Here is a 22820-nt window from a genome sequence, read left to right on the forward strand (position 1 = left end):
GCGATTAAAATTGAAAAAATGAGAAGAAAACGCAGCTGAAGCAGCATTTTCATCAGTTATCTCTCTCTATCGGCAGCGTTTCCGCAGAATGAAGGGGGGCGAGGAAAAATAGTTGCCCCCCAAAATCGGTTCAGGCGTGGCGGTTATCAGGCAGGAAAGCGGTCAAAAGGCCGATAAGTGGCAGCCAGGCACAGATTTGATAGACCCATTCAAGGCTGGTGTGGTCCGCCACCACACCCAACACGGCCGCACCTAGGCCGCCCATGCCAAAGGCAAAACCGAAAAACAGCCCTGAAACCATACCGATACGGCCCGGCATCAGCTCTTGCGCATACACCAAAATGGCGGAAAACGCGGAGGCGAGAATCAGGCCAATGATGATGCTCAGTACGCTGGTCCACATTAAATTGGCGTGCGGCAGCAGCAAGGTAAAGGGCGCAACGCCGAGAATCGACACCCAAATCACGTATTTACGCCCAATTTTGTCGCCAATTGGCCCGCCAATGATGGTGCCCGCAGCCACCGCGCCGAGGAAGGCAAACAGGTGAAATTGCGAAGCCTGAACAGAAAGTCCAAATTTCTGTATTAAATAGAAGGTGTAATAACTGCTCAGGCTGGTGAGATAGAAGTATTTGGAGAAGATCAGCAGCAATAAAATGCTGATCGCCAGCGCCACTTTTTTACGCGGTAACGGATTGACCGGCGTCACCGTGGCTTTGGCTTGATTAGCACGATGCTGATGGCTGTACCAACGGCTGACCTGCAGCAGCACAATGATGCCGAGCAGCGCGGCCAGCACAAACCAGCCAAGATGGCCTTTGCCATAAGGCGCGACGATCATCGCTGCCAGCAGCGGTCCGAGCGCGCTGCCAAAGTTGCCGCCGACCTGAAACAGCGACTGCGCTAACCCGTGACGTCCACCGGATGCCATGCGCGCCACGCGTGAGGATTCAGGATGAAACACCGATGATCCGCTGCCTACCAGCGCGGCCGCGAGCAGCACCTGCGGATAGGTACTCGAAAACGTCAGCAGCACCAGGCCGCACAGCGTAAAGCCCATTCCCACCGGCAGCGACCAGGGTTTTGGGTATTTGTCGGTGTAATAGCCGATCAGCGGTTGCAGTAAGGAGGCGGTGACCTGGAAGGTCAGCGTTATCAGACCTATCTGCACGAAGTTAAGGCTAAAATCTTTCTGCAGCATCGGATAGATCGCCAGTAACAGCGATTGCAGCATATCGTTGAGCAGATGCGCGAAGCTGATGGCACCTAAAATGCCAAAAGCGGTCCGTCCCGGTGCGCGTGTCGGGGTTGCGATGTCACTTGCCATAAAAATCCTGAAGGGTGCGGTTATCGTTATCAGTTTGTTATTACCGGAACGACTCTATAAGCCTTTGGTCTTGAGTTAAAGTGCCATCTGTGCGACACAGAAGCGTGATAAAGCACATTAAGTCCACTGCACAGTGGAAATACGCAGAATAAGGAGATCGGCTTTGTTGTTATTCCCGCGGAGAGGGCGCTGGCTGGCGCTGATCATGCTGTTGTTGCCGATGCTGGCGCAGGCATGGCAAACGGATCGCAGTTATCGATTCAGTATTCTGCACACCAACGATCATCACGGTCGCTACTGGACTAACTCTCAGGGTGAATACGGGCTGGCGGCGCAGAAAACGCTGATGGATAAGCAGCGCTACGATGTGCAGGCTAAAGGTGGCGGTGCTTTAATTCTGTCTGCCGGTGATGTGAATACCGGCGTTCCGGAATCGGATCTGCTCAATGCCGAACCCGATATTCGCGGCATGAACCTGGTGGGTTACGATGCGATGGCACTCGGCAATCACGAATTCGACAAGCCGATCAGCGTGCTGCAACAGCAGCAGAAGTGGGCCAAATTTCCGTTCCTCTCCGCCAATATTTATCAAAAGGGCAGCGATCAGCGTTTGTTTAAGCCGTGGGCGATCTTTAACCGCATGGGACTGAAAATCGCGGTGATCGGCCTGACCACTACTGACACGCTGAAGATCTCTAATCCGGAAAATATCGCCAACATCGACATCCGCGATCCGGTTAAAGAGACGGAAAAAGCGGTGGCGGAACTGCGTGCCAGCGAAAAGCCTGATGTCATCATCGCGCTGACACATATGGGGCATTACGACGACGGACAGCACGGCAGCAACGCGCCGGGTGATGTGGAGCTGGCGCGCAGCCTGCCGCCGGGCACCATTAATGTGATTATTGGCGGCCATTCGCAGGATGCGGTGTGCATGGAAAAAGACAACGTCAGCGTGAAAAATTATCAGCCCGGCCAGCCTTGCCAGCCCGATCGGCAAAACGGCGTGTGGATCATGCAGGCGAAAGAGTGGGGCAAATACGTTGGTCGTGGCGATTTCACCTTCCGAAACGGCGAGTTAACGCTGGATAGCTATCAGCTGATCCCGGTCAATCTGAAGCATGAAGTGAAGAATCTGGATGGCAGCGTCTCATGGCTTACCTGGCAGGAAGCGATCCCGCCGAACAGCGCCATGATGAAGTTGCTGACGCCCTTCCAGCTGCGGGCCGCTAAGAAACTCGACGTCAGCGTTGGCAGCAGCGACGGCGTGTTTGTTGGCGAACGCGACAAGGTGCGCTTCGAACAAACCAATCTGGGGCAGTTGATCCTGCGTGCGCAGATGGCCGTGACTAAGGCGGATTTTGCCGTGATCAGTGGTGGCGGCATTCGTACCTCGCTGGCCGAAGGCAAACTGAGCTGGCGCGATCTGTTGCAGGTGCAGCCATTTGGTAACCAGGTGGTGTCGGTGACGCTGAGCGGAGACGAGTTGCTAAAGTATCTTGCCACGGTGGCCAATATTAAAACCAACTCCGGTGGTTTTGCGCAGTTCAGCAATATCAGCCTGGTGGCGGATGGCAAAGCGGTGAGTGAAGTGAAGATCAACGGCCAGCCGCTGCAGAAAGACAAAACCTATCGCATGGCGACCAACAGTTTTAACGCCAGCGGAGGCGATGGTTATCCGCTGATTGAGAACCATGCGGGCTTCAGTAATTCCGGACTGCGCGATGCGGACGTGCTACGTGATTATGTCACTGCACACTCACCGTTGAAAATCGCCGACTATGTGCCCTCCGGGATTGTGCATCTGACAGAGGCGCAGGTGCAGGAGCGCGATAAAGCGCAGGAGAAGCCGAAGAAGCGCAGCTATCCGCAAGCCATTCTGGCGTGGATCTGGCCGCGCGCACTGCACAATTAAACAACGGCGCCGTTGGGCGCCGCTATTTTATGCCTGACAGGATTTCTGCGTCAGCCAGCGCTGGCGCAGCTTATCCCACATCCAGTTATAGGCCATGGTGTAGGGCAGGAAGAACAGGAAGAACGCCACTTCCAGCACAAACGCTTCCAGCAGCGTGATCTTCAGCATCCAGGCGGCAATCGGCAAACCGATAACAATAAAGCCGCCTTCAAAGCCCAGCGCGTGGATAGCACGCAGGCCGAGGCCACGTTTTACCTGCGGCGGCCAGATGCGATCAAAACCGGTGTTATAGATCATGTTCCACAGCATGGCGACGGTCGACAGCATGATCGCCAATGCGCCCATCTGAAACAGCGGTTTATCCATAGCCCAGGCAGCCAGCGGCGCAACAGTGAGAATCGCCAGCACTTCAAATCCTGCGGCATGACAAAAACGTTCTTTCAGCGAACGGGTACGCATATAAACCTCCTTATAGGTGATGCGACACATTTTCTCACCGCAGAATGCTAAGATAAAATGATTACCTATCGATAAAAGCGATGGTTCACCATGAAATACTCCCCGGAATCCCTTGAGGCCTTTGTGCAAACCGTAGCCAGCGGCTCGTTTTCTGCGGCGGCCCGCGCGTTAGCCAAAAGCCAGTCGACTATCAGCAGCGCGGTGGCCAATCTGGAAGACGATCTTGGCTTCACGCTATTTGATCGCAGCGGTCGCCAGCCGGTGTTAACCGAGCAAGGCCAGCGCGCCCTGGCGCAGGTGCAGCAAATTTTGGCAGCCAGCCAGCGACTGGATGAACTGGCGGTACGGCTATCGCAGGGGGTTGAACCACGTCTCAGCCTGGCGATTTCTGACTTTTGGCAAGCCGATCACCATGAAAATCTACTGAACCGCTTTGAAGCGCGATATCCGGATATCGAATTTGAATGCATGATTGCCGAGGATGCAGACGCGCTGGATCTGCTGCAGGCTGGTCGCGTGCATCTTGGCGTGGTGCGCGCCCAGCCGCAGTTGCCACCGGATCTGGCGGTGGCGCGCTTACAGGTTGGGGCTGAAATGGCGATTTATCTGCATCAGGACCATGAATTTGCGCAGCTGAAGCAGGTGACTGAAGGGCAGCTTGGCGAGTTGCGCCATCTGCGGCTCAACACCTGGGTACAAAATCGTGAGCCGCTGCCCGCCGGACGCGTGTGGTCGGCGCCTTCCTATTTGCTGTTGCTGGAGATGGCGGAGCAGGGATTTGGCTGGAGCGTGTTGCCGCGCTGGCTGGTGGAGCAGTTTGGTCATCAGGTGCTGAAAGAGCTGCCGGTGCCGGGCTGGCCGCAGCACATTGCTGTGGATGTGATCTGGTCGCGACGCAATCCGCCGGGCCCCGCCGGGCGCTGGATGATTGACCAACTCTGCGCCCAGCAGCCGGATTAATCGCGGCGCGCCACGTCGGCCAGTGCGGCGTCCAGCAGCCGGATTAATCGCGGCGTGCCACGACGGCCAGTGCGACATCCAGCAGCCGAATTAATCGCGGCGCGCCACGTCCGCCAGTGCAGCGTCCAGCAGCCGCGCCAAATCCTGCGCCGCCAGTTCAATATCCAGCCCGCGCTTGCCGCCGGAGATAAAGATGGTGGCAAATTCCGCCGCCTGTTGGTCGATCACCGTCGGCAGGCGCTTTTTCTGCCCCAGCGGACTGATGCCACCCACCAGATAACCAGTCACGCGCTGCGCCAGTTGCGGATCGGCCATGTCAGCTTTTTTTGCACCCAGCGCCTTGGCCACTTTTTTCAGATCAAGCTGCGAAGAGACCGGCGTTACCGCCACCGCCAGTGCTTTAGCATCACCGTTTAGCGCCACTAACAGGGTTTTGAACACCTGACGCGCATCGAGATTGAGCTTACGCACCGCCTCATCACCAAAATTTGTTTCATGGCTGTCGTGGTCGTACGGATGCAGCGTGAAAGTGACCTTTTGTTTTTCCAGCAGTTTTACGGCGGGTGTCATATTCTGTCCTTGCTACGAAAATTCTTATTTCAGATTTGATGAATAATACTGGCGAAATTCTGAACTTTGCGCGAAAATTGGCCGGCGCCAGCAATGCTGGTGATAACCAAAATCATAAACAAATTCCTCTTTGACGGGCCAATAGTATTATTGGCCTTCTTTTTGCCTGCCATCCGCCGTTCATTCACCCAACCACTTCTCCGCGCAATCGAAACGCATTGCATTGTACCAGGGATCGAAGATGCATCATGTTTCACGGTTATCGCGCGCTTTGCGACTTCAACAATCCCGGCAGATTATCATCGCCATACAGATGCAGCGCACCCACGGCCACCACATAGCGTCCCTTTGGCAACGCCTGCAATAACTCGCGCCAGTGTTGGTTACGATTTCGCATCAGGGTGTCATTCAGCTCGTTGCTGAACGTCGTCGGTAGCGCCACCGGCTGCTGCGTGGGCGGCGCATCCAGCCACCAGCTGATCATGGTTTGCAGCAGGCGGGCGTTGGTGTGCCAATGCTCCAGCGTATCCAGCAGCAGCGATAAACCCTCTTGCGGCAACGACTTCAGTAGCGCGATCTGAGTTTCCGGGCCTTCCAGTTCAATAATGCGCTTATTGGCGGCTTTTGCCGCCATCAGCAGCTGGTAATCAATGCCATATTGCGGCCGTAACCCCAGACGCTGCGCCTGTTGCGCCTGCAGCATCAAGGCGATTTGCCAGAACGGCAGCGTGTCGAACACCGCCATGGAAAGCGAAAGCTCATCGCACAGGGTATTCAGCCGCTGCAGTACCTCTGCATCCAGTCGCATCGCCAGCGGGGGAGATGCATCGTCATGGCCAAAAGGCGATGCGCCTTGAGTGATATCCGCTTCGACAATTAGCGCATCGGCTTTGCTGAGCTGGCGCAATAATCCGGCGGGCAGCGGCTGCATATCGCGCGTGCCCATGTGAATGCTGCCTGCCAGATGCAGACGGCGGTTACCTAAAGTAATATCCATAGCCGGCCAGGTGTAACGTGCCGGGAAGAGGGTAGCGGCCAGTTGCTGGAAGCTTTGCCACAGACTGCGTCTCATGCCCTGTCCTTTTGAAGTCAAAAATCCATGCTAGCGATTTCGGTCACTGAAAAACAGGGCAGAGAGGGCGATTAGCGTTTTGCCGGCTTAAAGCGCAGCAAACGATTCGCGTTGCTCACCACGGTAATTGATGACAGCGCCATCGCTGCACCCGCCACAATCGGGCTGAGCAGCAGGCCGGTGAACGGATAGAGCACGCCCGCCGCAATCGGAATGCCCAGGCTGTTATAAACAAAAGCACCGAGCAAATTCTGACGCATATTGCGCAGCGTCGCGCCTGCAATGGCCAGCGCATCGGCAACGCAGTGCAGATCGTTACGCATCAGCGTCATGGCGGCGGTTTCTACTGCCACATCGCTGCCACCGCCCATCGCAATCCCGACATCAGCCTGCGCCAGCGCGGGCGCATCGTTGATGCCATCGCCAACCATCACCACTTTGCGCCCCTGCTGCTGCAATTGCGCTATCGCCTGCGCTTTGCCTTCGGGCAGCACGCCCGCAATCACTTCATCAATACCGGCTTCGGCAGCAATCACCTGCGCGGTTTTCTGATGATCGCCGGTCAGCATGATTAACCGATATCCCAACTGGTGCAGGCGCTGTAACGCCTCCGTGCTTTCCGGACGCAGGCTGTCACGTAGGGCGATCAGGCCCAGTAATTGGCGCTGATCGGCCAGCAGTACCGGCGTGGTGCCTTGCGCGGCGAAACGGTCGATATCTTGTTGTGCGGCGCGGTAATCAATCTGGTGCTCATCCAGCAATGCCTGATTGCCGAGCAGCAGCGTTCTGCCTGCCACTTTAGAGCTCACGCCTTTGCCGCGTATTGTACGAAATTGCTTAATCGGATCGTCGCTGAGATCCGGCGCTGCCGCCAGAATCGCTTTCGCCAGCGGATGGTTCGAACCTTGTTCCAGCTGTGCCGAGGCGCTCAACACCTGCTGTTGATTCCAGTCACCGTACACCAGCACATCACTGACCTGCGGGGTGCCGCGCGTCAGCGTGCCGGTTTTATCAAACACGATGGTATCGACTTCACTGGCACGCTGCAGCGCATCTGCATCACGCACCAACACGCCCAGTTCTGCTGCACGTCCCACTCCCGCAATCACTGACATCGGCGTCGCCAGCCCCAGTGCGCAAGGGCAGGCGATAATCAGCACCGTGGTGACAATCACCAGCGTATAAGCCAACTGCGGCTGCGGGCCGACCAGATACCACACCAAACCCGCCAACAGTGCAATCGCCACCACCACCGGTACAAACACCGCTGAGATGCGATCCGCCAGGCGGCCAATATCAGGTTTACTGCTCTGCGCCTGGCGTACCAGATTGATGATGCGCGCCAGCGTGGTGTGACTGCCGGTGGCGCGTGCCACGAAGCGCAGCGTGCCATCCTGCACCAGCGTTCCGGCGTAGATCTTATCGCCCGGCTGTTTCGCCTGCGGCACCGCTTCACCGGTCAGCATCGCTTCATCAAACCAGGCTTCACCGCTCTCGACTTCGCCATCCACCGGCACGCGATCGCCGGTCACCAGTTTTAACAGCATGCCGGGCTGCACTTCGCTCAACGGCAGCAATGTTTCACCCTGATCGCCAATCACGCGCGCTTGAGCGGGCGTGAGATCCAGCAGCCGTTCGAGGGCTTTGGATGCCCGCTGGCGTGCTCGCTGCTCCAGCGCATGACCAAGGTTGATTAAACCAACGATCATCACGCTGGCTTCAAAATAGAGATGCCGCGCCTGCATCGGGAAAAATTCTGGCCACAGCGCCACGCTCATCGAGTAGAGCCACGCCGCACCGGTTCCCAGCGCGACTAAGGTGTCCATGGTGGCGGTGCCGTGCTGTAAGCTGCGCCACGCACTGCGATAGAAGTGGCCGCCGGCGATCACCATCACCAGCAAGGTGATAACGCCGAGCGATCGCCATAACGTTTGGTTGGCCTCACTCAGCATCATATTGTCGCCGAGCATGCCCCAGATCATCATCGGTACACCCAGCAGCAGCGCTATCCCGGCCTGCCAGCTAAAGCGGCGCATCGCCTGCTGTGCGCTGACTTGCTGGCGTTCGCGCCGCGTTTGTTCATCGTCGATTGCTTCAGCGGAATAACCCGCCTGGTCCACCGCGCCAATCAGCGCCTCAGCAGGCACATCGCCCAATACTAGCGCGCTGCGCTCACCGAGGTTAACGCGTGCCTGACTCACGCCGGGCACCTTCTGTAACGCCTGCTCAACGCGACTGACACAGCTGGCGCAGCTCATGCCGCCAATCAGCAGGTGGTGAACGGGAAAGTTCTCTTCTGCCGGTTGCGACTCCGTTGTCAGCGCCTCCGGCGGCGGCTCTGTTGCTGTCAACGGCTCAGGCTTTGGGCTGTCTTTCACCGCCGCGTGATAACCGGCCTGTTCCACAGTGGCAATCAAATCGCTGGCGCTGGCAGCGCCGGTAACGCGCGCTTCCTGCTGGGTGACTTCCGCTTGTTCCACATCGTCACGCTGCTCCAGCGCTTCTTTGACGCGTTTAACACAGTGACCACAGGACAAACCGTCCAGCGCCAGTAATTGTGTGTGTGACATTGTAAACTCCTTAACGAGAGGTTTGACTGTCTGCAAACTTTGCATTAGTTATAGAGCCTAAACCTTCCATTCAGGGGAAGGTCAAGAGGCAGAGACATGAACATCAGCGATGTGGCAAAAAAGACCGGTCTGACCAGCAAAGCGATCCGCTTTTATGAAGAGAAGGGCGTGGTGACGCCACCGTTACGCAGTGATAATGGTTATCGCAGCTATGCCGCGCATCATATTGATGAGCTGAATCTTTTGCGTCAGGCGCGTCAGGTGGGCTTTACGCTGGACGAGTGTCGCGAGTTAGTCACCCTGTTTAACAACCCTGCGCGCCATAGCGCGGATGTAAAAGCCCGGACCTTGCAGAAGGCGGATGAAATCGCCGCGCATATCGAAGAACTGCACGCTATGCGCACGCGACTATTGGAACTGGCTGAAGCCTGCCCCGGCGATGACAGTGCCGAATGCCCAATCATCAACCATCTGGCCGGCTGCTGCCGTCATACCGAAGGAAAACGCGGCTGAATCATCAGCGTAATGCCCACCACGCCGGTGACGATGACTTGGGTTCCGGCGGGCAAATCCTCTGTGGCCTGAACCCGCCAGCTACTGTCGCCAATGCGAACGTGACCTAAGCCATCTTTGAGCGTGCTCTCTAACGTCAGATGCATGCCAATCAACTGCGAACCGCGCTGATTTAGCGTATTGGGTTGCTGCGAAGATTCGCGATAACGCATCCAGCGATACCAGAAAAACACGCACAGCAGCGTGAGCACCGCAAACAGCACGCCCTGGCTGGTCCATGAGAAGGGGAAGCACCACTCAATCAGGCCGACCAGCACTGCGGCCAAACCGCTCCACAACAGATAACCGCTGGTGCCAAGCATTTCAGCGGCCAGCAGCAGTCCGCCCAGCGTCAGCCAGAACCAGTGTGGATGGGCAATCAGTTCCATCAGGATCACGGTTTACGCTCCTGACGGCTCTCCTTCAGCAATTCCCCGATCCCTGCAATGGAACCCAGCAAACTGCTGGCATCCAGCGGCATCATCACCACTTTGCTGTTATGGGATTCACCAATCTTCTGCAGTGCATCGGTGTATTTCTGCGCCACGAAGTAGTTCACCGCCTGAATGTCGCCTGCGGCAATCGCTTCTGACACTGCGCGTGTGGCGTTGGCTTCTGCCTGCGCCTGACGTTCACGCGCTTCAGCTTGTAAGAAGGCGGAGGTTCGCTCACCTTCGGCTTTCAGAATCTGTGACTGCTTATCCCCTTCGGCACGCAGTATTGCCGCCTGACGCACGCCTTCTGCGGTAAGGATGTCAGCACGCTTGGTACGTTCGGCTTTCATCTGCGCATTCATCGCCGCGATCAACTCCTGCGGCGGACGCACATCGCGAATTTCGATACGAGTAATTTTCACGCCCCACGGATTGGTGGCTTCATCAACGATGTGCAGTAAGCGGGTGTTGATGTTATCGCGCTGCGACAGCATCTCATCTAATTCCATGCTACCGAGCACCGTACGGATGTTGGTCATGGTCAGATTGAGGATCGACAGCTCAAGATTGCTGACTTCATAGGCCGCGCGCGCAGGATCAACCACCTGAATGAAGCACACGGCATCAATGGTGACGTTAGCGTTATCTTTGGAAATGATTTCTTGCGAGGGAATATCGAGTACCTGTTCCATCATATTGATCTTGCGACCCACACGATCCATGAACGGTACGATCAAACTCAGGCCTGGCGATAGCGTTTTGGTATAACGACCAAAGCGTTCCACCGTCCACTGATAACCTTGTGGCACGATTTTTACACCGGCCCACACCGTAACGAGCGCGAGCACGATAATGACGGGAATCACAGTCAACATATAACCTCCTGGTTGTCAGATTGTCGGGCCGAGTCGTTCGGCCCGTTTTGCGCGCGGTACCGTTTAGTACAGCAGCGAGTACAGCTGGCGGCGATAGCGGGTGGCGAGTGGATCACCAGTACCCAGCGCAGCCAAAATCTCCTGGAACATCTTACGCACCTGACCTTCACCGGCACTGAGATCGCTTTTAAGGAAGCTGAACAGCAGGTCCAGCGCTTCTTCATTACGACCGACCTGATGCAGCTGTAACGCAAGTTTAGCAGCCAGCTCGGCATTCGCGGGTTCGCCTGCCAGTTGTTCCTGCAATTGCTGGATTTCAGGGGTATCCGCGGCTTGTTTCAGCAGGTCGATCTGCGATACCAGGCTTTGATAACGGGTATCCTGATCCTGCAATGGCACCACCGCCAGCACCGCTTCTGCTTCTTCGCTGCGGCTCAGGGTAATCAACACCTCCGCCAGCAGGAAACCAATTTCACTGTTCTGGTTGCTCAGTGTCCAGGCATCTTTCAGCAGCGGCAGCGCATCCAGCGGTTTGCCTTCTTCCATCAGCTGCATCGCCTGATGGGTTTTAATCTCTTCTTCACGCGGCAGCACTTTTTGCAGCAGTGCACGGATCGCTTCTTCCGGCTGTGGACCCTGGAAGCCATCAACCGGCTGACCGTTCTGGAACAGATACACGGTTGGAATCGAGCGCAGACCAAACTGCGATGCCACCATCTGCTCTTTATCGCAATCCAGTTTGGCCAAAATAAACTGACCGGCATATTCCTGTGCCAGACGATCCAGCACCGGCGTCAGCTCCTGGCAGTGTTGGCTGCGTTCGGACCAGAAATAGAACAGCACCGGCATCTGCGTGGATTGTTCCAGCGTCTGGTGCAGGTTGGATTCGTTGATGTCGATAATCAAAGCGTGTGACATGAATACGTCTCTTTGCAGAAAGTGTGTTGAGAATATGGGGGCAAGCTGCCCCGCTTCAAGTTCAAATCTAGCTTGTCGATCAGTTGCTGCGCAAGATGCGATCCAGCATCCAGCCCGGTAACAGGCGTTTCAGCAGGCTCATCATCCATGCGACCAGTGTCACTGGATAGCGCAGGCGCGGATGTTTGCTTTCCAGCGCGTGGCGCAGCTTGGGTAAAATGGCTTCCGGCGGCAGGGTAAAGCGCGCGGCAATACCCGGATTACGCACCGGTTTGTCCTGCTCGCCCTGATGCACATTGTCGGTGAAACGCGTGGCAATAGGCCCCGGCTCGATCAAACTCACGCGCACGCCGGCATCGCGCACTTCCATGCGCAGCGCATCACTCCAGGCTTCCAGCGCCCATTTGCTGGCGGCATAGGCGCCGCGTCCGGGCGTGGAGATCAGCCCCAGCACCGAGCTGGTGTTAATAATACGCCCATTACCGCTGGCTTGCAGCGCAGGCAGCAGGCGCATCGTCAGTTGATGGGTGCCAAACAGGTTGGTGGAGAACTGTTTTTCCAGCTGCGCACGAGACACGCTGACCAGCGGTCCATACTGACCAAAGCCGCCGTTGTTAAACAGGCCGTGCAGGCGATGCTCGCACAATTGCAGAATGCGGTCGGCAGCGGTATCGACGCTGTCCGCATCGTCGAGATCGAGTTGCACGCCAGTAAACCCTAGCGCCTCCATGCGCGCCACATCGTCCGGACGACGGCAGGCGGCAATCACGCGATAGCCGCGAGACTGTAGATCGTTGGCGGCCGCTAAGCCAATGCCGCTGGAGCAGCCGGTGATGACGATTGTTTTTGCATTTCTTTACCTGTTTAAAATCACACGCCTGCTTTAATTCTGCTTTACTAGCGGAGCCAGTTCGTTGGCCATCAGGTTAGCTATAAACGGCTGCGCATCCGGATTGGGGTGAATACCGTCCTGCTGCATCCATTCCGGCTTCAGATAGACCTGCTCCATAAAGAAGGGCACCAGAGGAATGTTGTACTGCTGTGCCAGCTGCGGATAAATCGCGCTAAACGCCTCCGTATAACGACGTCCATAATTAGCGGGTAAACGAATTTGCATCAGCAGCGGCTGGGCTTTGGCGGCTTTGACTTCGTCGATCACTTTACTGAGATCCTGCGCGATAGTGGCGGGCGCGAAGCCGCGTAAGCCATCGTTACCGCCCAATTCGATTAACACCCAACGGGGTTGATGCTGTTTTAATAGGCCAGGCAAACGCGCCAGCCCTTGTCCGGCGGTATCACCGCTGATGCTGGCGTTAATAATCTGGGGCTGCTGTTGCCAGGTTTTATTGAGCAGGCTGGGCCATGCCGCGGTAGCGGACATGCGATACCCGGCGCTCAGGCTGTCGCCCAGTACCAGCAAGGTATCGGCGGCGGCGATGCGGGACACCAGCAGAAGCAATAACAACAGGAAGGGATAATGCCAGCGGAAAACATTGTTGCAGTTCATCATCTTACTAAGTCCGTCGGTCAGGGAGAGCATCAGCTGACCATCCTTACCGGAGTTGAGCTGGTTGTCAAACCAGCTGAGACCATCGCGCTGATTGGCGAATCGGGTTCCGGCAAATCCACATTACTGGGCATTCTGGCCGGGCTGGACGATGGCAGCAGCGGCGAGGTCAATCTGCTCGGCCAGCCGCTGCATAACATGAACGAAGAGCAACGTGCCGCGTTGCGCGCGCGCGAAGTGGGCTTTGTGTTCCAGTCCTTTATGCTGGTGCCGACGCTCAATGCGCTGGAGAACGTGCAGTTGCCTGCCTTGCTGCGCGGTGACAGCGATCGTGACAGCCGCGCCCAATCTATGGATCTGCTCACTCAGCTCGGCCTGAAAGATCGTCTGCATCATCTGCCCGCGCAGCTTTCCGGCGGGGAACAGCAACGTGTGGCGCTGGCGCGTGCCTTTAGCGGCCGTCCCGGTTTGCTGTTCGCCGATGAACCGACCGGCAACCTGGACCGCAAAACTGGCGACCGCATCGCCGACTTACTTTTCTCCCTCAACCGCGACTTCGCCACCACGCTGATTCTGGTGACACACGATGAGCAACTGGCGGCGCGCTGCGATCGTCGGTTACGCCTGCGCGACGGCAAGCTGTGGGAGGAAACATGATTTGGCGCTGGTTCTGGCGTGAATGGCGCTCGCCGTCGCTGCTGATCGTCTGGCTGGCGTTAACGCTGGCGGTGGCCTGCGTGCTGGCGCTGGGCTCTATCAGCGATCGCATGGAAAAAGGGCTGAGTCAGCAGAGCCGTGATTTTATGGCGGGCGATCGTACCCTGCGCAGCAGCGCGCCCGCGCCTGACGCCTGGCTGAACAAAGCACGCGATGAAGGGCTTTCCGTCAGTCGTCAGCTGAGCTTTATGACCATGACCTTCGCCGATCAAACCCCGCAGCTGGCGGATGTGAAAGCGGTGGACGATGCCTATCCGATGTTCGGTACGTTGCAGACCGATCCGCCGGGATTAAAACCGCAGGCGGGTACAGTGCTGGCCGCGCCACGCTTGCTGGCGCTGCTGAATCTGAAAGTTGGCGATAACGTTGATGTTGGTGACACCACGCTGCGCATTGCGGGCGAAGTGATTCAGGAGCCAGATGGCGGCTTTAATCCGTTCCAGACGGCGCCGCGTCTGCTGATGAATCTCGCGGATGTCGATAAAACCGGTGCGATTCAGCCCGGCAGTCGACTTAGCTGGCGCTACAAATTCTCTGGCAATCCGGCTCCGCTGGCGCGTTATGACAGCTGGATCCAGCCGCAGTTAAAAGCCGGTGAGCGCTGGATCAGCGTCGAGAACTCTGAAGATGCGCTGGGTCGGTCGATGCAACGTGCACAGCAATTCCTCCTCTTATCGGCACTGCTGACGCTGATGCTGGCGATTGCCGCCGTGGCGGTGGCGATGAGCCATTACTGCCGCAGTCGCTACGATTTAGTGGCAGTGCTGAAAACGCTGGGTGCCACACGCAACGCCTTGCAACGGTTGATCATCGGGCAGTGGCTGGCGGTATTGCTGCTGGCGGCCATCGCGGGCAGCGTGCTGGGGCAGGGGATTGAGATCATTCTGCTGGCGATGCTCAAACCGGTGCTGCCCGCTGCTTTGCCTGCCGCCAGTTTCTGGCCGTGGCTGTGGGCGATCGGCGCGATGTTTGTGATTTCGCTGCTGGTGGGATTGCGTCCATATCGCCTGCTGATGGCGACGCAGCCGCTGCGTGTGCTCCGGCGCGATGCGGTAGCCAATGTCTGGCCGCTACGCATTTATCTGCCCGCGATGGCGCTGGTGGTAGTTGGCCTGCTGGCGTTATTGATGGGCGGCAGCAAAATGTTGTGGGCGCTGCTGGCGGGTGTAGTAATGCTGGCGCTGCTGCTGTCACTGCTCGGCTGGGGCACGCTGTTGCTGCTGCGTAAGCTGGTGGTGCGCAATCTGGCGATGCGTCTGGCAATCAATCGTCTGCTGCGACAGCCGGTGATGACGCTGAGCCAGCTGGCGGCGTTTTCACTCTCCTTTATGCTGCTGGCATTATTACTGGTGATGCGCGGCGATCTGCTGGATCGCTGGCAGCAGCAGTTGCCGCCGGATGCGCCTAACTACTTCCTGCTCAACATGACGCAGGAACAGGTGCCGCAGGTGCGCGAGTTCCTCAATCAGCATCAGGTTAAACCGGAATCCTACTATCCGATTGTGCGTGCGCGTCTGACGGAGCTGAACGGAAAAGAAGCCGATCCGAAGATGGATAACGCGCTGAACCGCGAACTCAATCTGACCTGGCAATCGGAGCGACCGGACCACAATCCGCTGCTGGCCGGAAGCTGGCCACCGAAAGCGGGTGAAGTGTCGATGGAAGTGGAGCTGGCGGATCGCCTTGGTCTGAAGCTCGGCGATACGCTGACCTTCAGCGGTGATACGCAACAGTTCAGCGCCAAAGTCACCAGCCTGCGTAAAGTGGATTGGGAGAGCCTGCGGCCGAACTTCTTCTTTATCTTCCCGCCGGGCGCGTTGGATCAACAACCGCAAACCTGGCTGACCAGTTTCCGCATGGACAGCAATCCGGCGCTACTGGCCCAGCTCAATCGCGCCTTCCCGACGCTGAGTTTGCTGGATGTCGGCAGCATGCTGAAGCAGATCGGTCTGGTGCTGGCGCAGGTGAGCCAGGCGCTGGAGATCATGGTGGTATTGGTGACGGTGTGCGGTGTGCTGCTGTTGCTGGCGCAGATTCAGGTGGGTATGCGTCAACGCCGTCAGGAGCTGGTGGTGTATCGCACGTTGGGTGCCAGCAAACGCCTGTTGCGCGGTACGCTGTGGTGCGAGTTTGCCTTGCTTGGCGTGGTATCGGGGATTGCGGCGGCACTGGGCGCAGAAGCGGCGCTGTGGGGATTACAACGTAAGATCTTCGATTTCCCGTGGGAACCGGACTGGACGCTGTGGATTGCATTACCGATTTGCGGCGCGCTGTTGTTGTCAGTGTGCGGTGGCTGGCTGGGCGTGCGATTGCTAAAAGGAAAGGCGCTGTTCAGGCGATTCGAAGCGGCTTAATCTTGTGCACAAAAATCAAAGGCCGCATTCGCGGCCTTTTCATTTACAGCTTCTCAACGGCCCAGGCAATTCCGCTGGCGTACTCTTCTGGCATCAGCGGTACCAGCGCGTTCAGCGCCGTCGCAAGGCGTGCCTGATCGCTGTCGGTGAGATTTAAGTGCCCAACCTTACGGCCCGGACGCACTTCTTTGTCATACCAGTGCAGATGCACCAGCGGCTGTTGCAGCCAGTCGGCATTCACGTCGGTGCCAATCAGGTTCACCATCACCGATGGCGCAAACACCACCGGCTTCGGTAGCGCCAAACCCAGCACCGCACGCAAATGCAGCTCAAACTGGCTGATCGACGCGCCGTTCTGCGTCCAATGGCCGCTGTTGTGCACACGCGGGGCCAGTTCGTTGATCAGCAGGCCTTCTGGCGTGATGAAACACTCCATCGCCATCACACCGACGTATTTAAGCTCATGCATGATCGCGCTGAGCATCGCTTCCGCCTGCTGCTGTTGCGCGGCATCGGCTTGAGGGAACGCCACGCTGGTGCGCAGAATGCCGTCCTGATGCAGGTTGTGCGTCAGCGGATAGAACACCGTGGTGCCATCCTGACCGCGCGCACCGACCAGCGACACTTCACCGCTGAAGTTGATGCCCTGCTCAACGATGCATTCGCCGTAGCACTCATCCGGCAGCGAATCAGTTTCGTTGGCGCGCAGACGCCACTGACCACGTCCGTCATAACCGCCGGTGCGACGTTTCACAATCGCCAGTTCACCCAGTGAGCTGAACACCTGCGACCACTCGCTTTTATCCGCCAGTAGCTGCCATGGCGCCGTTGCCAGGTTCAGCTGATCGAGCAGCTGTTTCTGCGTCAGGCGATCGGCCAGACGCGGGAAGATATCGCGATTCACAAACGCAGGATGCAGCGCCAGCTCGCGCGTTAACGCGGTTTCCGGCCAGCGCTCGATCTCTGCGGTGATCACGCTTTCGGCGATCGGCAGGGCAGAAGGTTCGGCATCCAGACCTACCGGATACACCGCGATGCCCAGCGGTTCGCCCGCCTGGCGCAGCATACGGCCTAACTGACCGTTGCCGAGTACGCAAACCGGTTTCATGCATCCACCCGCGGATCTGGGTTGTTCAGCACTTCATCAGTCTGGGTTTGACGCCAGGTCGCGAGACGCGCCGCCAGCTCTTTGTCATGTACTGCCAGAATCTGTGCCGCCAGCAGCGCAGCGTTAGCCGCACCGGCTTTACCGATCGCCAATGTACCGACGGGAATACCGCGCGGCATCTGCACGATGGAGTAGAGGCTATCCACACCGCTCAGCGCGGCGCTTTGTACCGGCACGCCCAGCACCGGCACCAGCGTTTTGGCAGCAATCATGCCCGGCAGATGCGCAGCACCGCCAGCACCCGCGATGATCACGTGGAAACCGTTATCTGCGGCAGTTTCGGCAAAGCTGAACAGTTTGTCTGGCGTACGGTGAGCAGAGACCACTTCAACGTGGAACGGAACATCCAGGCTGTTAAGAATTTCCTCGGCGAACTGCATGGTAGCCAGTCACTTTTAGAACCCATGACGATGGCGATACGAGCCGGGGTGGCGTTGGATGACATGCGGTCAACTCCTGTGAATAGTCAAACGAACCTGGCCGGGCGGGCAGGTAAAGAAGGGCACAGAGAATAGCATGAGAAGAGAGCAAGGAAAACGGTTGCGTAGCCGGAAAACGGGCAATGGTGCGTGAAGGTGGGCAGATGATGAATCTTCATCCCGCTAAGTGCCGAGCACTGGCGCGCCCGACTATTAGGAATCGATTTTAAAACGGAAATTCGATCAGCTGCACGCCATCGGCATCGACCTGAATCATCGAGCCATTTTCATGCCAGGCACCGAGCACCACGCGCTGGGCGCTTTCACCTTGCACAACCAGCTCATGCACCGCCGGACGGTGAGTATGCCCATGAATCAGAATCCGCACCTGCTGGCGCGTCATCGTATCGATCACGGCTTGCTGATTAACATCCATGATGCTCATCGACTTGTGCTGATTGGCTTGCTTGCTGTCGGCGCGCATACGTGCGGCGATGCGCATGCGGATGCGTAGCGGCAGGGCGAGGAACAGACGCTGCAACCAGCGCTGATGCACTTTGGCGCGGAAGCGAAGATAGCCTTCATCGTCAGTACATAAGGTATCGCCATGCATAATCAGCACGCGATGGCCGTACAGGCTGAGCACTTGCTCTTCCGGCAGCAACGTCATCCCGCTTTCACGCGCAAAACGCTTACCAAGCAGGAAGTCTCGATTGCCATGGATAAAGAATTTGGGGATTGGCAGGGCTTGCAGTGCTGCGGCGATTTCGCCATGCAGCGGATTGGGATCGTCGTCGCCAATCCAGGCTTCAAACAGATCGCCGAGGATGTAAAGCGCATCACAATCGCGCGCTTCACCCTGCAAAAATGCAGAAAACCGGCAGTAATTGCCGGTTCTTCTGTGCACAGATGCAAATCTGCGATAAACAGCGTGCGCGACATTACACGCTAACAGTCACTTTCTGGATGACAACGTCGTCAACCGGAACGTCCTGATGCATGCCGCTGCGGCCCGTTTTCACCGCTTTGATTTTCTCAACCACGTCCATGCCTTCAACCACTTCGGCGAACACGCAGTAACCCCAGCCCTGCAGGCTTTCGTCACGGAAGTTCAGGAAGTCGTTGTCTGCTACGTTGATGAAGAACTGTGCAGTCGCGGAGTGTGGCGCCTGAGTACGGGCCATTGCCAGCGTACCTTTGGTGTTTTTCACGCCGTTGTTGGCTTCGTTACGAATGTCTTCTTTGGTGTCTTTCTGCTTCATGCCAGGCTCGAAACCGCCGCCCTGGACCATGAAACCGTTGATAACACGGTGGAAGATGGTGTTGTCGTAGAAACCTTCACGGCAGTAGTCCAGGAAGTTTTTCACGGTAGCCGGCGCTTTGTCATCGAAGGTTTTGATTACGATGTCGCCATGGTTCGTCTGGAAAGTGACCATTATATTCGTCCTGTTACGGGTGTCGTCAGTATCAACTGCCGCGCCTGCTAAGCGGCGGGGCATTTTTGTAGACGCCTCTTATATCACAAATTCCGATGCCTCGTCAGTAAGGCAGCCACAGAAGGTAAGCGAGCGATGCACAACTGAGAAAAATACGGCACAATACCCAGCTACGCTGGAAAGGCGTATCCCGCAAACGTTAATAACGGAATCGTTCAATGCTGAAGATCTATAACACCCTGAGCCGTCAGAAAGAGGAATTCAAACCGATCCACGCTGGTCAGATCGGCATGTACGTCTGTGGGATTACGGTTTACGACCTCTGTCATATCGGTCATGGGCGTACCTTCGTTGCATTTGATGTGGTGTCACGTTATCTGCGCTATGTGGGCTATCAGCTCAAGTATGTGCGTAACATCACCGATATTGATGACAAGATCATCAAACGTGCCAACGAAAACGGTGAGAGCATTGAAACGCTGACCAACCGTATGATCGCTGAAATGCACAAAGATTTTGACGCACTGGGTATCCTGCCGCCGGATCTGGAGCCGCGTGCCACGCGCCATATCCCTGAAATCATCGAACTGGTTGAGCGCTTAATCGAACGTAAGCACGCTTATGTGGCGGACAACGGCGACGTGATGTTTGATGTGCTGAGCGACAAAGGTTATGGCGTGCTGTCGCGTCAGGATCTGAATCAGCTACAGGCCGGTGCGCGCGTTGAAATCACCGAAATCAAACGCAACCCGATGGACTTCGTGTTGTGGAAAATGTCTAAGCCGGATGAGCCCGCGTGGAATTCGCCGTGGGGCAACGGTCGTCCGGGCTGGCACATCGAGTGTTCTGCGATGAACTGCAAACAGCTCGGCAACCACTTCGATATCCACGGCGGCGGATCGGATCTGATGTTCCCGCACCATGAAAACGAAGTGGCGCAGTCAACCTGTGCGCACGACGGCGATTACGTCAACTACTGGATGCACTCCGGCATGGTGATGATCGATCGCGAGAAGATGTCGAAATCACTCGGCAACTTCTTCACCGTGCGCGATGTACTGGCGCATTACGATGCCGAAACCGTGCGTTACTTCCTGATGTCTGGCCACTATCGCAGCCAGCTTAACTACGGCGAAGATAACCTCAATCAGGCACGTGCGGCGCTGGAGCGTCTCTATACCGCGCTGCGTCACACCGATGCCAGCGCTACGCCTGCAGGTGGCGAAGAGTTTGAAGCGCGCTTCCGCACCGCGATGGATGACGACTTCAACACGCCGGAAGCCTACTCGGTGTTCTTCGACATGGCGCGTGAAGTCAATCGCCTGAAAACTGAAGACAAAGCCGCCTCTGATGCACTGGCCGCGAAACTGCGTCAGCTGGCGAACGTGCTCGGCATCCTGCAACAGGATCCAGAGCAGTTCCTGCAGAGCAGTGCGCAAGTGAATGATGACGAAGTGGCAGAGATCGAGCATTGGGTCAAAGCGCGTTCTGATGCGCGTGCCGCAAAAGATTGGGCACAGGCGGATGTGGCGCGTGACAAGCTGAATGAGCTGGGCGTGATTGTCGAAGATGGTCCGCAGGGTTCGAGCTGGCGTCGTAAGTAATATCGTCGGGTGCGCGTTATTGGCACCCAAATAGGCAGATTGAAGGGTGCGCTGTCATCAGCACCCGAATTCTCAGGTTGCAGGGTTCACGCTTATGCGTACCTGAATTTACCAGCCGCAGAATAGCAAAAGGGACGAACCGCAGTTCGCCCCTTTTTCATTGCCTGAATGCTTAAGCTACAACGGTAATTTTATAACCGGCGAACTCAACTTTCTGGCCTGCCACAATCTTGCAGCGCTTACGCGTTTCGATTGCGCCATCAACACGCACTTCGCCATCTGCGATGGCCACTTTTGCCTGCGCACCGCTCTGCACCCAACCTTCAAGTTTCAGCAGGTCACACAAATCAACGTGAGCATGTTCGCCCAAAGAAAAACTGGCCATTATGCCTCCTCCACGTCGTGATACTCTTCGCACGCGACTAATGTATTTTGAATCAGGGTCGCAACGGTCATTGGACCGACGCCACCGGGAACCGGGTGATATAAGACGCACGCTCAGAAGCGCTCGCGAAATCCACATCGCCCACCACTTTACCGCTCTCCAGACGATTGATGCCAACATCAATCACCACCGCGCCTGGCTTGATCCAGTCACCCGGAATAAAGCCCGGTTTACCGACCGCCACCACCAGCAGGTCGGCGTGCTCAACATGATGACGCAGATCTTTGGTGAAACGGTGCGTGACGGTGGTGGTGCAGCCCGCCAGCAGCAGCTCCATGCTCATCGGACGACCGACGATATTGGATGCGCCAACCACCACGGCGTTCAGGCCGTAGGTATCGATATTGTAGCGCTCCAGCAGCGTGACGATGCCGCGTGGCGTACAAGGACGCAGCTTTGGCGCACGCTGGCACAGACGACCGATGTTATACGGATGGAAGCCATCGACATCTTTGTCCGGCACGATACGTTCCAGCACTTTGACATTATCGATGCCGGCTGGCAGCGGCAGCTGAACCAGAATACCGTCGATTTCGCTGTCATTGTTCAGCGTATCGATCAGTTCCAGCAGTTCGGCTTCGCTGGTGGTCGCAGGCAGATCGTAAGAGCGGGAGATAAAGCCCACTTCATCACAGGCGCGACGTTTGCTGGCGACATAGATCTGCGAAGCGGGGTTCTCACCCACCAGCACCACTGCCAAACCTGGTGCACGTTTACCGGCTGCCAGACGCTGCTGTACTTTTTCGGCAACCTCAAGGCGCACCTGCTGCGCAATCGTTTTACCGTCAATAATTTTTGCTGCCATCAGAGAGGAAATCCATCTGTAGAGAGTTAAATCGGGGATTGGTGCCTATTCTGTCAGAAGCGCGTCCGGCTGTCAGGTAGAGATTCATTTCGCCTGTGTGTTTCACGACTTTCCGCAGTGACGTGAGGCCGCCTTAGCGCGTATTATGTCCCTCAGGAAATTATGTGGATGCCGTGATGATTTGGTTAATACTCGCCACGCTGGCGGTGGTGTTTGTTGTAGGGTTTCAACTACTGACGGCCGGTTCGCGCCATGCTGCGCAAGGGCTGAGTAAAAGGCTGCAACTGCCCCCGGTGCACATCGAATCGATGCTGTCGCTGATGGGCAAGGACGCGGCCAAAGAGTTCACCGATTACATCGCGGGCGATAATGAAACCCATCTGGCAAACGGCGCAGCGGTGATGCTGATCTGGCAGGTGTTGATTGTCGATGGCAGTGACGAGAACGCGGTGCGCTGGCACGGGATTCTGACCAGGGCTGGGTTTTCAGGGCTGATTTCGCGGCAGCAGCTGTTGCTGGCGCTGGGATTTCTGCGGCAGCTGGAGCCGGAGAGTGCGGAACTGCATGCGCTGCGGGAGCAGTATAATGCGCGGTTTACGCAGCAGGGGATCGAGCTGGAAGGGGAGGCTGGCGAGGTGAGTAATTTGGTGTCGCTGAGTGAGTGGCGTAAGCGGCATTGAGGGTAGGGGGAGTGTTGAGCATGGGCATGGGGA

20 protein-coding genes and 3 pseudogenes are annotated in these 22820 nt (G+C 56.9%); 7 read left to right on the plus strand and 16 right to left on the minus strand.

The annotated features are described in order from the left end of the window. Window positions 1-130: 130 nt before the first annotated feature. A complete protein-coding gene (locus HA45_RS03345; RefSeq protein ID WP_100702319.1) occupies window positions 131-1327 on the minus strand; it encodes an MFS transporter in 1197 nt (398 codons plus the stop codon). A gap of 205 nt (window positions 1328-1532) precedes the next feature. Here HA45_RS03345 and ushA point away from each other — a divergent pair, with 205 nt between their 5' ends. Further along, window positions 1533-3242 (plus strand): bifunctional UDP-sugar hydrolase/5'-nucleotidase UshA, encoded by a 1710-nt coding sequence (ushA, locus tag HA45_RS03350; RefSeq protein WP_495524937.1) that lies wholly within the window; start codon window positions 1533-1535, stop codon window positions 3240-3242. Between the two features lie 27 nt (window positions 3243-3269). On the opposite strand, the gene HA45_RS03355 is transcribed toward ushA, so the two are convergent. Next, complete coding sequence (locus tag HA45_RS03355; RefSeq protein WP_100702321.1) at window positions 3270-3701, minus strand: multidrug/biocide efflux PACE transporter; 432 nt, start codon at window positions 3699-3701, stop codon at window positions 3270-3272. A 90-nt stretch (window positions 3702-3791) separates the two neighbouring features. Between HA45_RS03355 and HA45_RS03360 the strand changes: the two genes are divergently transcribed. Next, window positions 3792-4661, plus strand: coding sequence for a LysR family transcriptional regulator (locus HA45_RS03360; RefSeq protein ID WP_100702322.1), 870 nt, complete (start codon window positions 3792-3794; stop codon window positions 4659-4661). Between the two features lie 90 nt (window positions 4662-4751). Here the strand turns inward: HA45_RS03360 and ybaK are convergent, their stop codons facing one another. From ybaK to copA, 3 genes are all read right to left on the minus strand, one after another. Then, window positions 4752-5231: a Cys-tRNA(Pro)/Cys-tRNA(Cys) deacylase YbaK gene (ybaK, locus tag HA45_RS03365; protein WP_100702323.1), complete on the minus strand. Its 480-nt coding sequence runs from the start codon at window positions 5229-5231 to the stop codon at window positions 4752-4754. Between the two features lie 259 nt (window positions 5232-5490). Then, window positions 5491-6303: a TraB/GumN family protein gene (locus tag HA45_RS03370; RefSeq protein WP_100702324.1), complete on the minus strand. Its 813-nt coding sequence runs from the start codon at window positions 6301-6303 to the stop codon at window positions 5491-5493. 71 nt (window positions 6304-6374) lie between these two features. Further along, on the minus strand, window positions 6375-8873 hold the full coding sequence (gene copA / locus HA45_RS03375; RefSeq protein WP_100702325.1) for a copper-exporting P-type ATPase CopA: 2499 nt from the start codon (window positions 8871-8873) through the stop codon (window positions 6375-6377). 96 nt (window positions 8874-8969) lie between these two features. Here copA and cueR point away from each other — a divergent pair, with 96 nt between their 5' ends. Further along, a complete protein-coding gene (gene cueR / locus HA45_RS03380; protein WP_100702326.1) occupies window positions 8970-9386 on the plus strand; it encodes a Cu(I)-responsive transcriptional regulator in 417 nt (138 codons plus the stop codon). On the opposite strand, the gene HA45_RS03385 is transcribed toward cueR, so the two are convergent. From HA45_RS03385 to tesA, 5 genes are all read right to left on the minus strand, one after another. Then, the gene (locus HA45_RS03385) at window positions 9362-9820 is read right to left on the minus strand and encodes an NfeD family protein (RefSeq protein ID WP_100702716.1); all 459 of its coding nucleotides are present in this window, start codon (window positions 9818-9820) and stop codon (window positions 9362-9364) included. The genes cueR and HA45_RS03385 overlap by 25 nt on opposite strands. After that, window positions 9820-10734, minus strand: coding sequence for an SPFH domain-containing protein (locus tag HA45_RS03390; protein WP_100702327.1), 915 nt, complete (start codon window positions 10732-10734; stop codon window positions 9820-9822). Before HA45_RS03390 ends, HA45_RS03385 begins: the two co-directional genes overlap by 1 nt. A gap of 63 nt (window positions 10735-10797) precedes the next feature. Next, entirely contained in the window at window positions 10798-11652 is an 855-nt protein-coding gene (locus HA45_RS03395; RefSeq protein WP_100702328.1) for a co-chaperone YbbN, read from the minus strand. A gap of 79 nt (window positions 11653-11731) precedes the next feature. Next, window positions 11732-12493, minus strand: a complete 762-nt coding sequence (locus tag HA45_RS03400) for an SDR family oxidoreductase (RefSeq protein WP_128598881.1) — start codon at window positions 12491-12493, stop codon at window positions 11732-11734. Between the two features lie 42 nt (window positions 12494-12535). After that, window positions 12536-13162 carry a multifunctional acyl-CoA thioesterase I/protease I/lysophospholipase L1 gene (tesA, locus tag HA45_RS03405; protein ID WP_240629229.1) on the minus strand — a complete coding sequence of 209 codons (627 nt, stop codon included), beginning with the start codon at window positions 13160-13162 and terminating at the stop codon, window positions 12536-12538. On the opposite strand from tesA, the gene ybbA reads away from it, so the two are divergent. Together ybbA and ybbP are read left to right on the plus strand one after the other, a co-directional pair. Continuing rightward, window positions 13130-13816, plus strand: coding sequence for a putative ABC transporter ATP-binding protein YbbA (ybbA, locus tag HA45_RS03410; protein WP_100702330.1), 687 nt, complete (start codon window positions 13130-13132; stop codon window positions 13814-13816). The genes tesA and ybbA overlap by 33 nt on opposite strands. Then, window positions 13813-16230 (plus strand): putative ABC transporter permease subunit YbbP, encoded by a 2418-nt coding sequence (gene ybbP, locus HA45_RS03415; protein ID WP_100702331.1) that lies wholly within the window; start codon window positions 13813-13815, stop codon window positions 16228-16230. Before ybbA ends, ybbP begins: the two co-directional genes overlap by 4 nt. Before the next feature lie 43 nt (window positions 16231-16273). On the opposite strand, the gene purK is transcribed toward ybbP, so the two are convergent. The 4 genes and pseudogenes from purK to ppiB form a co-directional block, all read right to left on the minus strand. Then, window positions 16274-17338, minus strand: a complete 1065-nt coding sequence (gene purK / locus HA45_RS03420) for a 5-(carboxyamino)imidazole ribonucleotide synthase (protein ID WP_100702332.1) — start codon at window positions 17336-17338, stop codon at window positions 16274-16276. After that, window positions 17335-17843, minus strand: a pseudogene (gene purE, locus HA45_RS03425) (5-(carboxyamino)imidazole ribonucleotide mutase). The gene purK and the pseudogene purE overlap by 4 nt, the downstream one beginning before the upstream one ends. A gap of 200 nt (window positions 17844-18043) precedes the next feature. After that, window positions 18044-18759 (minus strand): annotated as a pseudogene (gene lpxH, locus HA45_RS03430) (UDP-2,3-diacylglucosamine diphosphatase). Continuing rightward, window positions 18759-19253 carry a peptidylprolyl isomerase B gene (gene ppiB / locus HA45_RS03435; protein WP_100702334.1) on the minus strand — a complete coding sequence of 165 codons (495 nt, stop codon included), beginning with the start codon at window positions 19251-19253 and terminating at the stop codon, window positions 18759-18761. Before ppiB ends, lpxH begins: the two are co-directional and overlap by 1 nt. A gap of 218 nt (window positions 19254-19471) precedes the next feature. On the opposite strand from ppiB, the gene cysS reads away from it, so the two are divergent. Further along, window positions 19472-20857, plus strand: a complete 1386-nt coding sequence (gene cysS / locus HA45_RS03440; RefSeq protein ID WP_100702335.1) for a cysteine--tRNA ligase — start codon at window positions 19472-19474, stop codon at window positions 20855-20857. Between the two features lie 172 nt (window positions 20858-21029). Here cysS and ybcJ read toward each other — a convergent pair whose 3' ends face one another. Continuing rightward, window positions 21030-21242: a ribosome-associated protein YbcJ gene (ybcJ, locus tag HA45_RS03445; RefSeq protein ID WP_034828230.1), complete on the minus strand. Its 213-nt coding sequence runs from the start codon at window positions 21240-21242 to the stop codon at window positions 21030-21032. Further along, a pseudogene (folD, locus tag HA45_RS03450) lies at window positions 21242-22107 on the minus strand (bifunctional methylenetetrahydrofolate dehydrogenase/methenyltetrahydrofolate cyclohydrolase FolD). Before folD ends, ybcJ begins: the two are co-directional and overlap by 1 nt. Before the next feature lie 176 nt (window positions 22108-22283). Here folD and HA45_RS03455 point away from each other — a divergent pair. Next, window positions 22284-22787 (plus strand): DUF1198 family protein, encoded by a 504-nt coding sequence (locus HA45_RS03455; RefSeq protein ID WP_100702718.1) that lies wholly within the window; start codon window positions 22284-22286, stop codon window positions 22785-22787. The last annotated feature ends 33 nt before the right edge of the window (window positions 22788-22820 follow it).

Source organism: Pantoea rodasii, assembly GCF_002095465.1.
GTDB lineage: Bacteria > Pseudomonadota > Gammaproteobacteria > Enterobacterales > Enterobacteriaceae > Pantoea > Pantoea rodasii.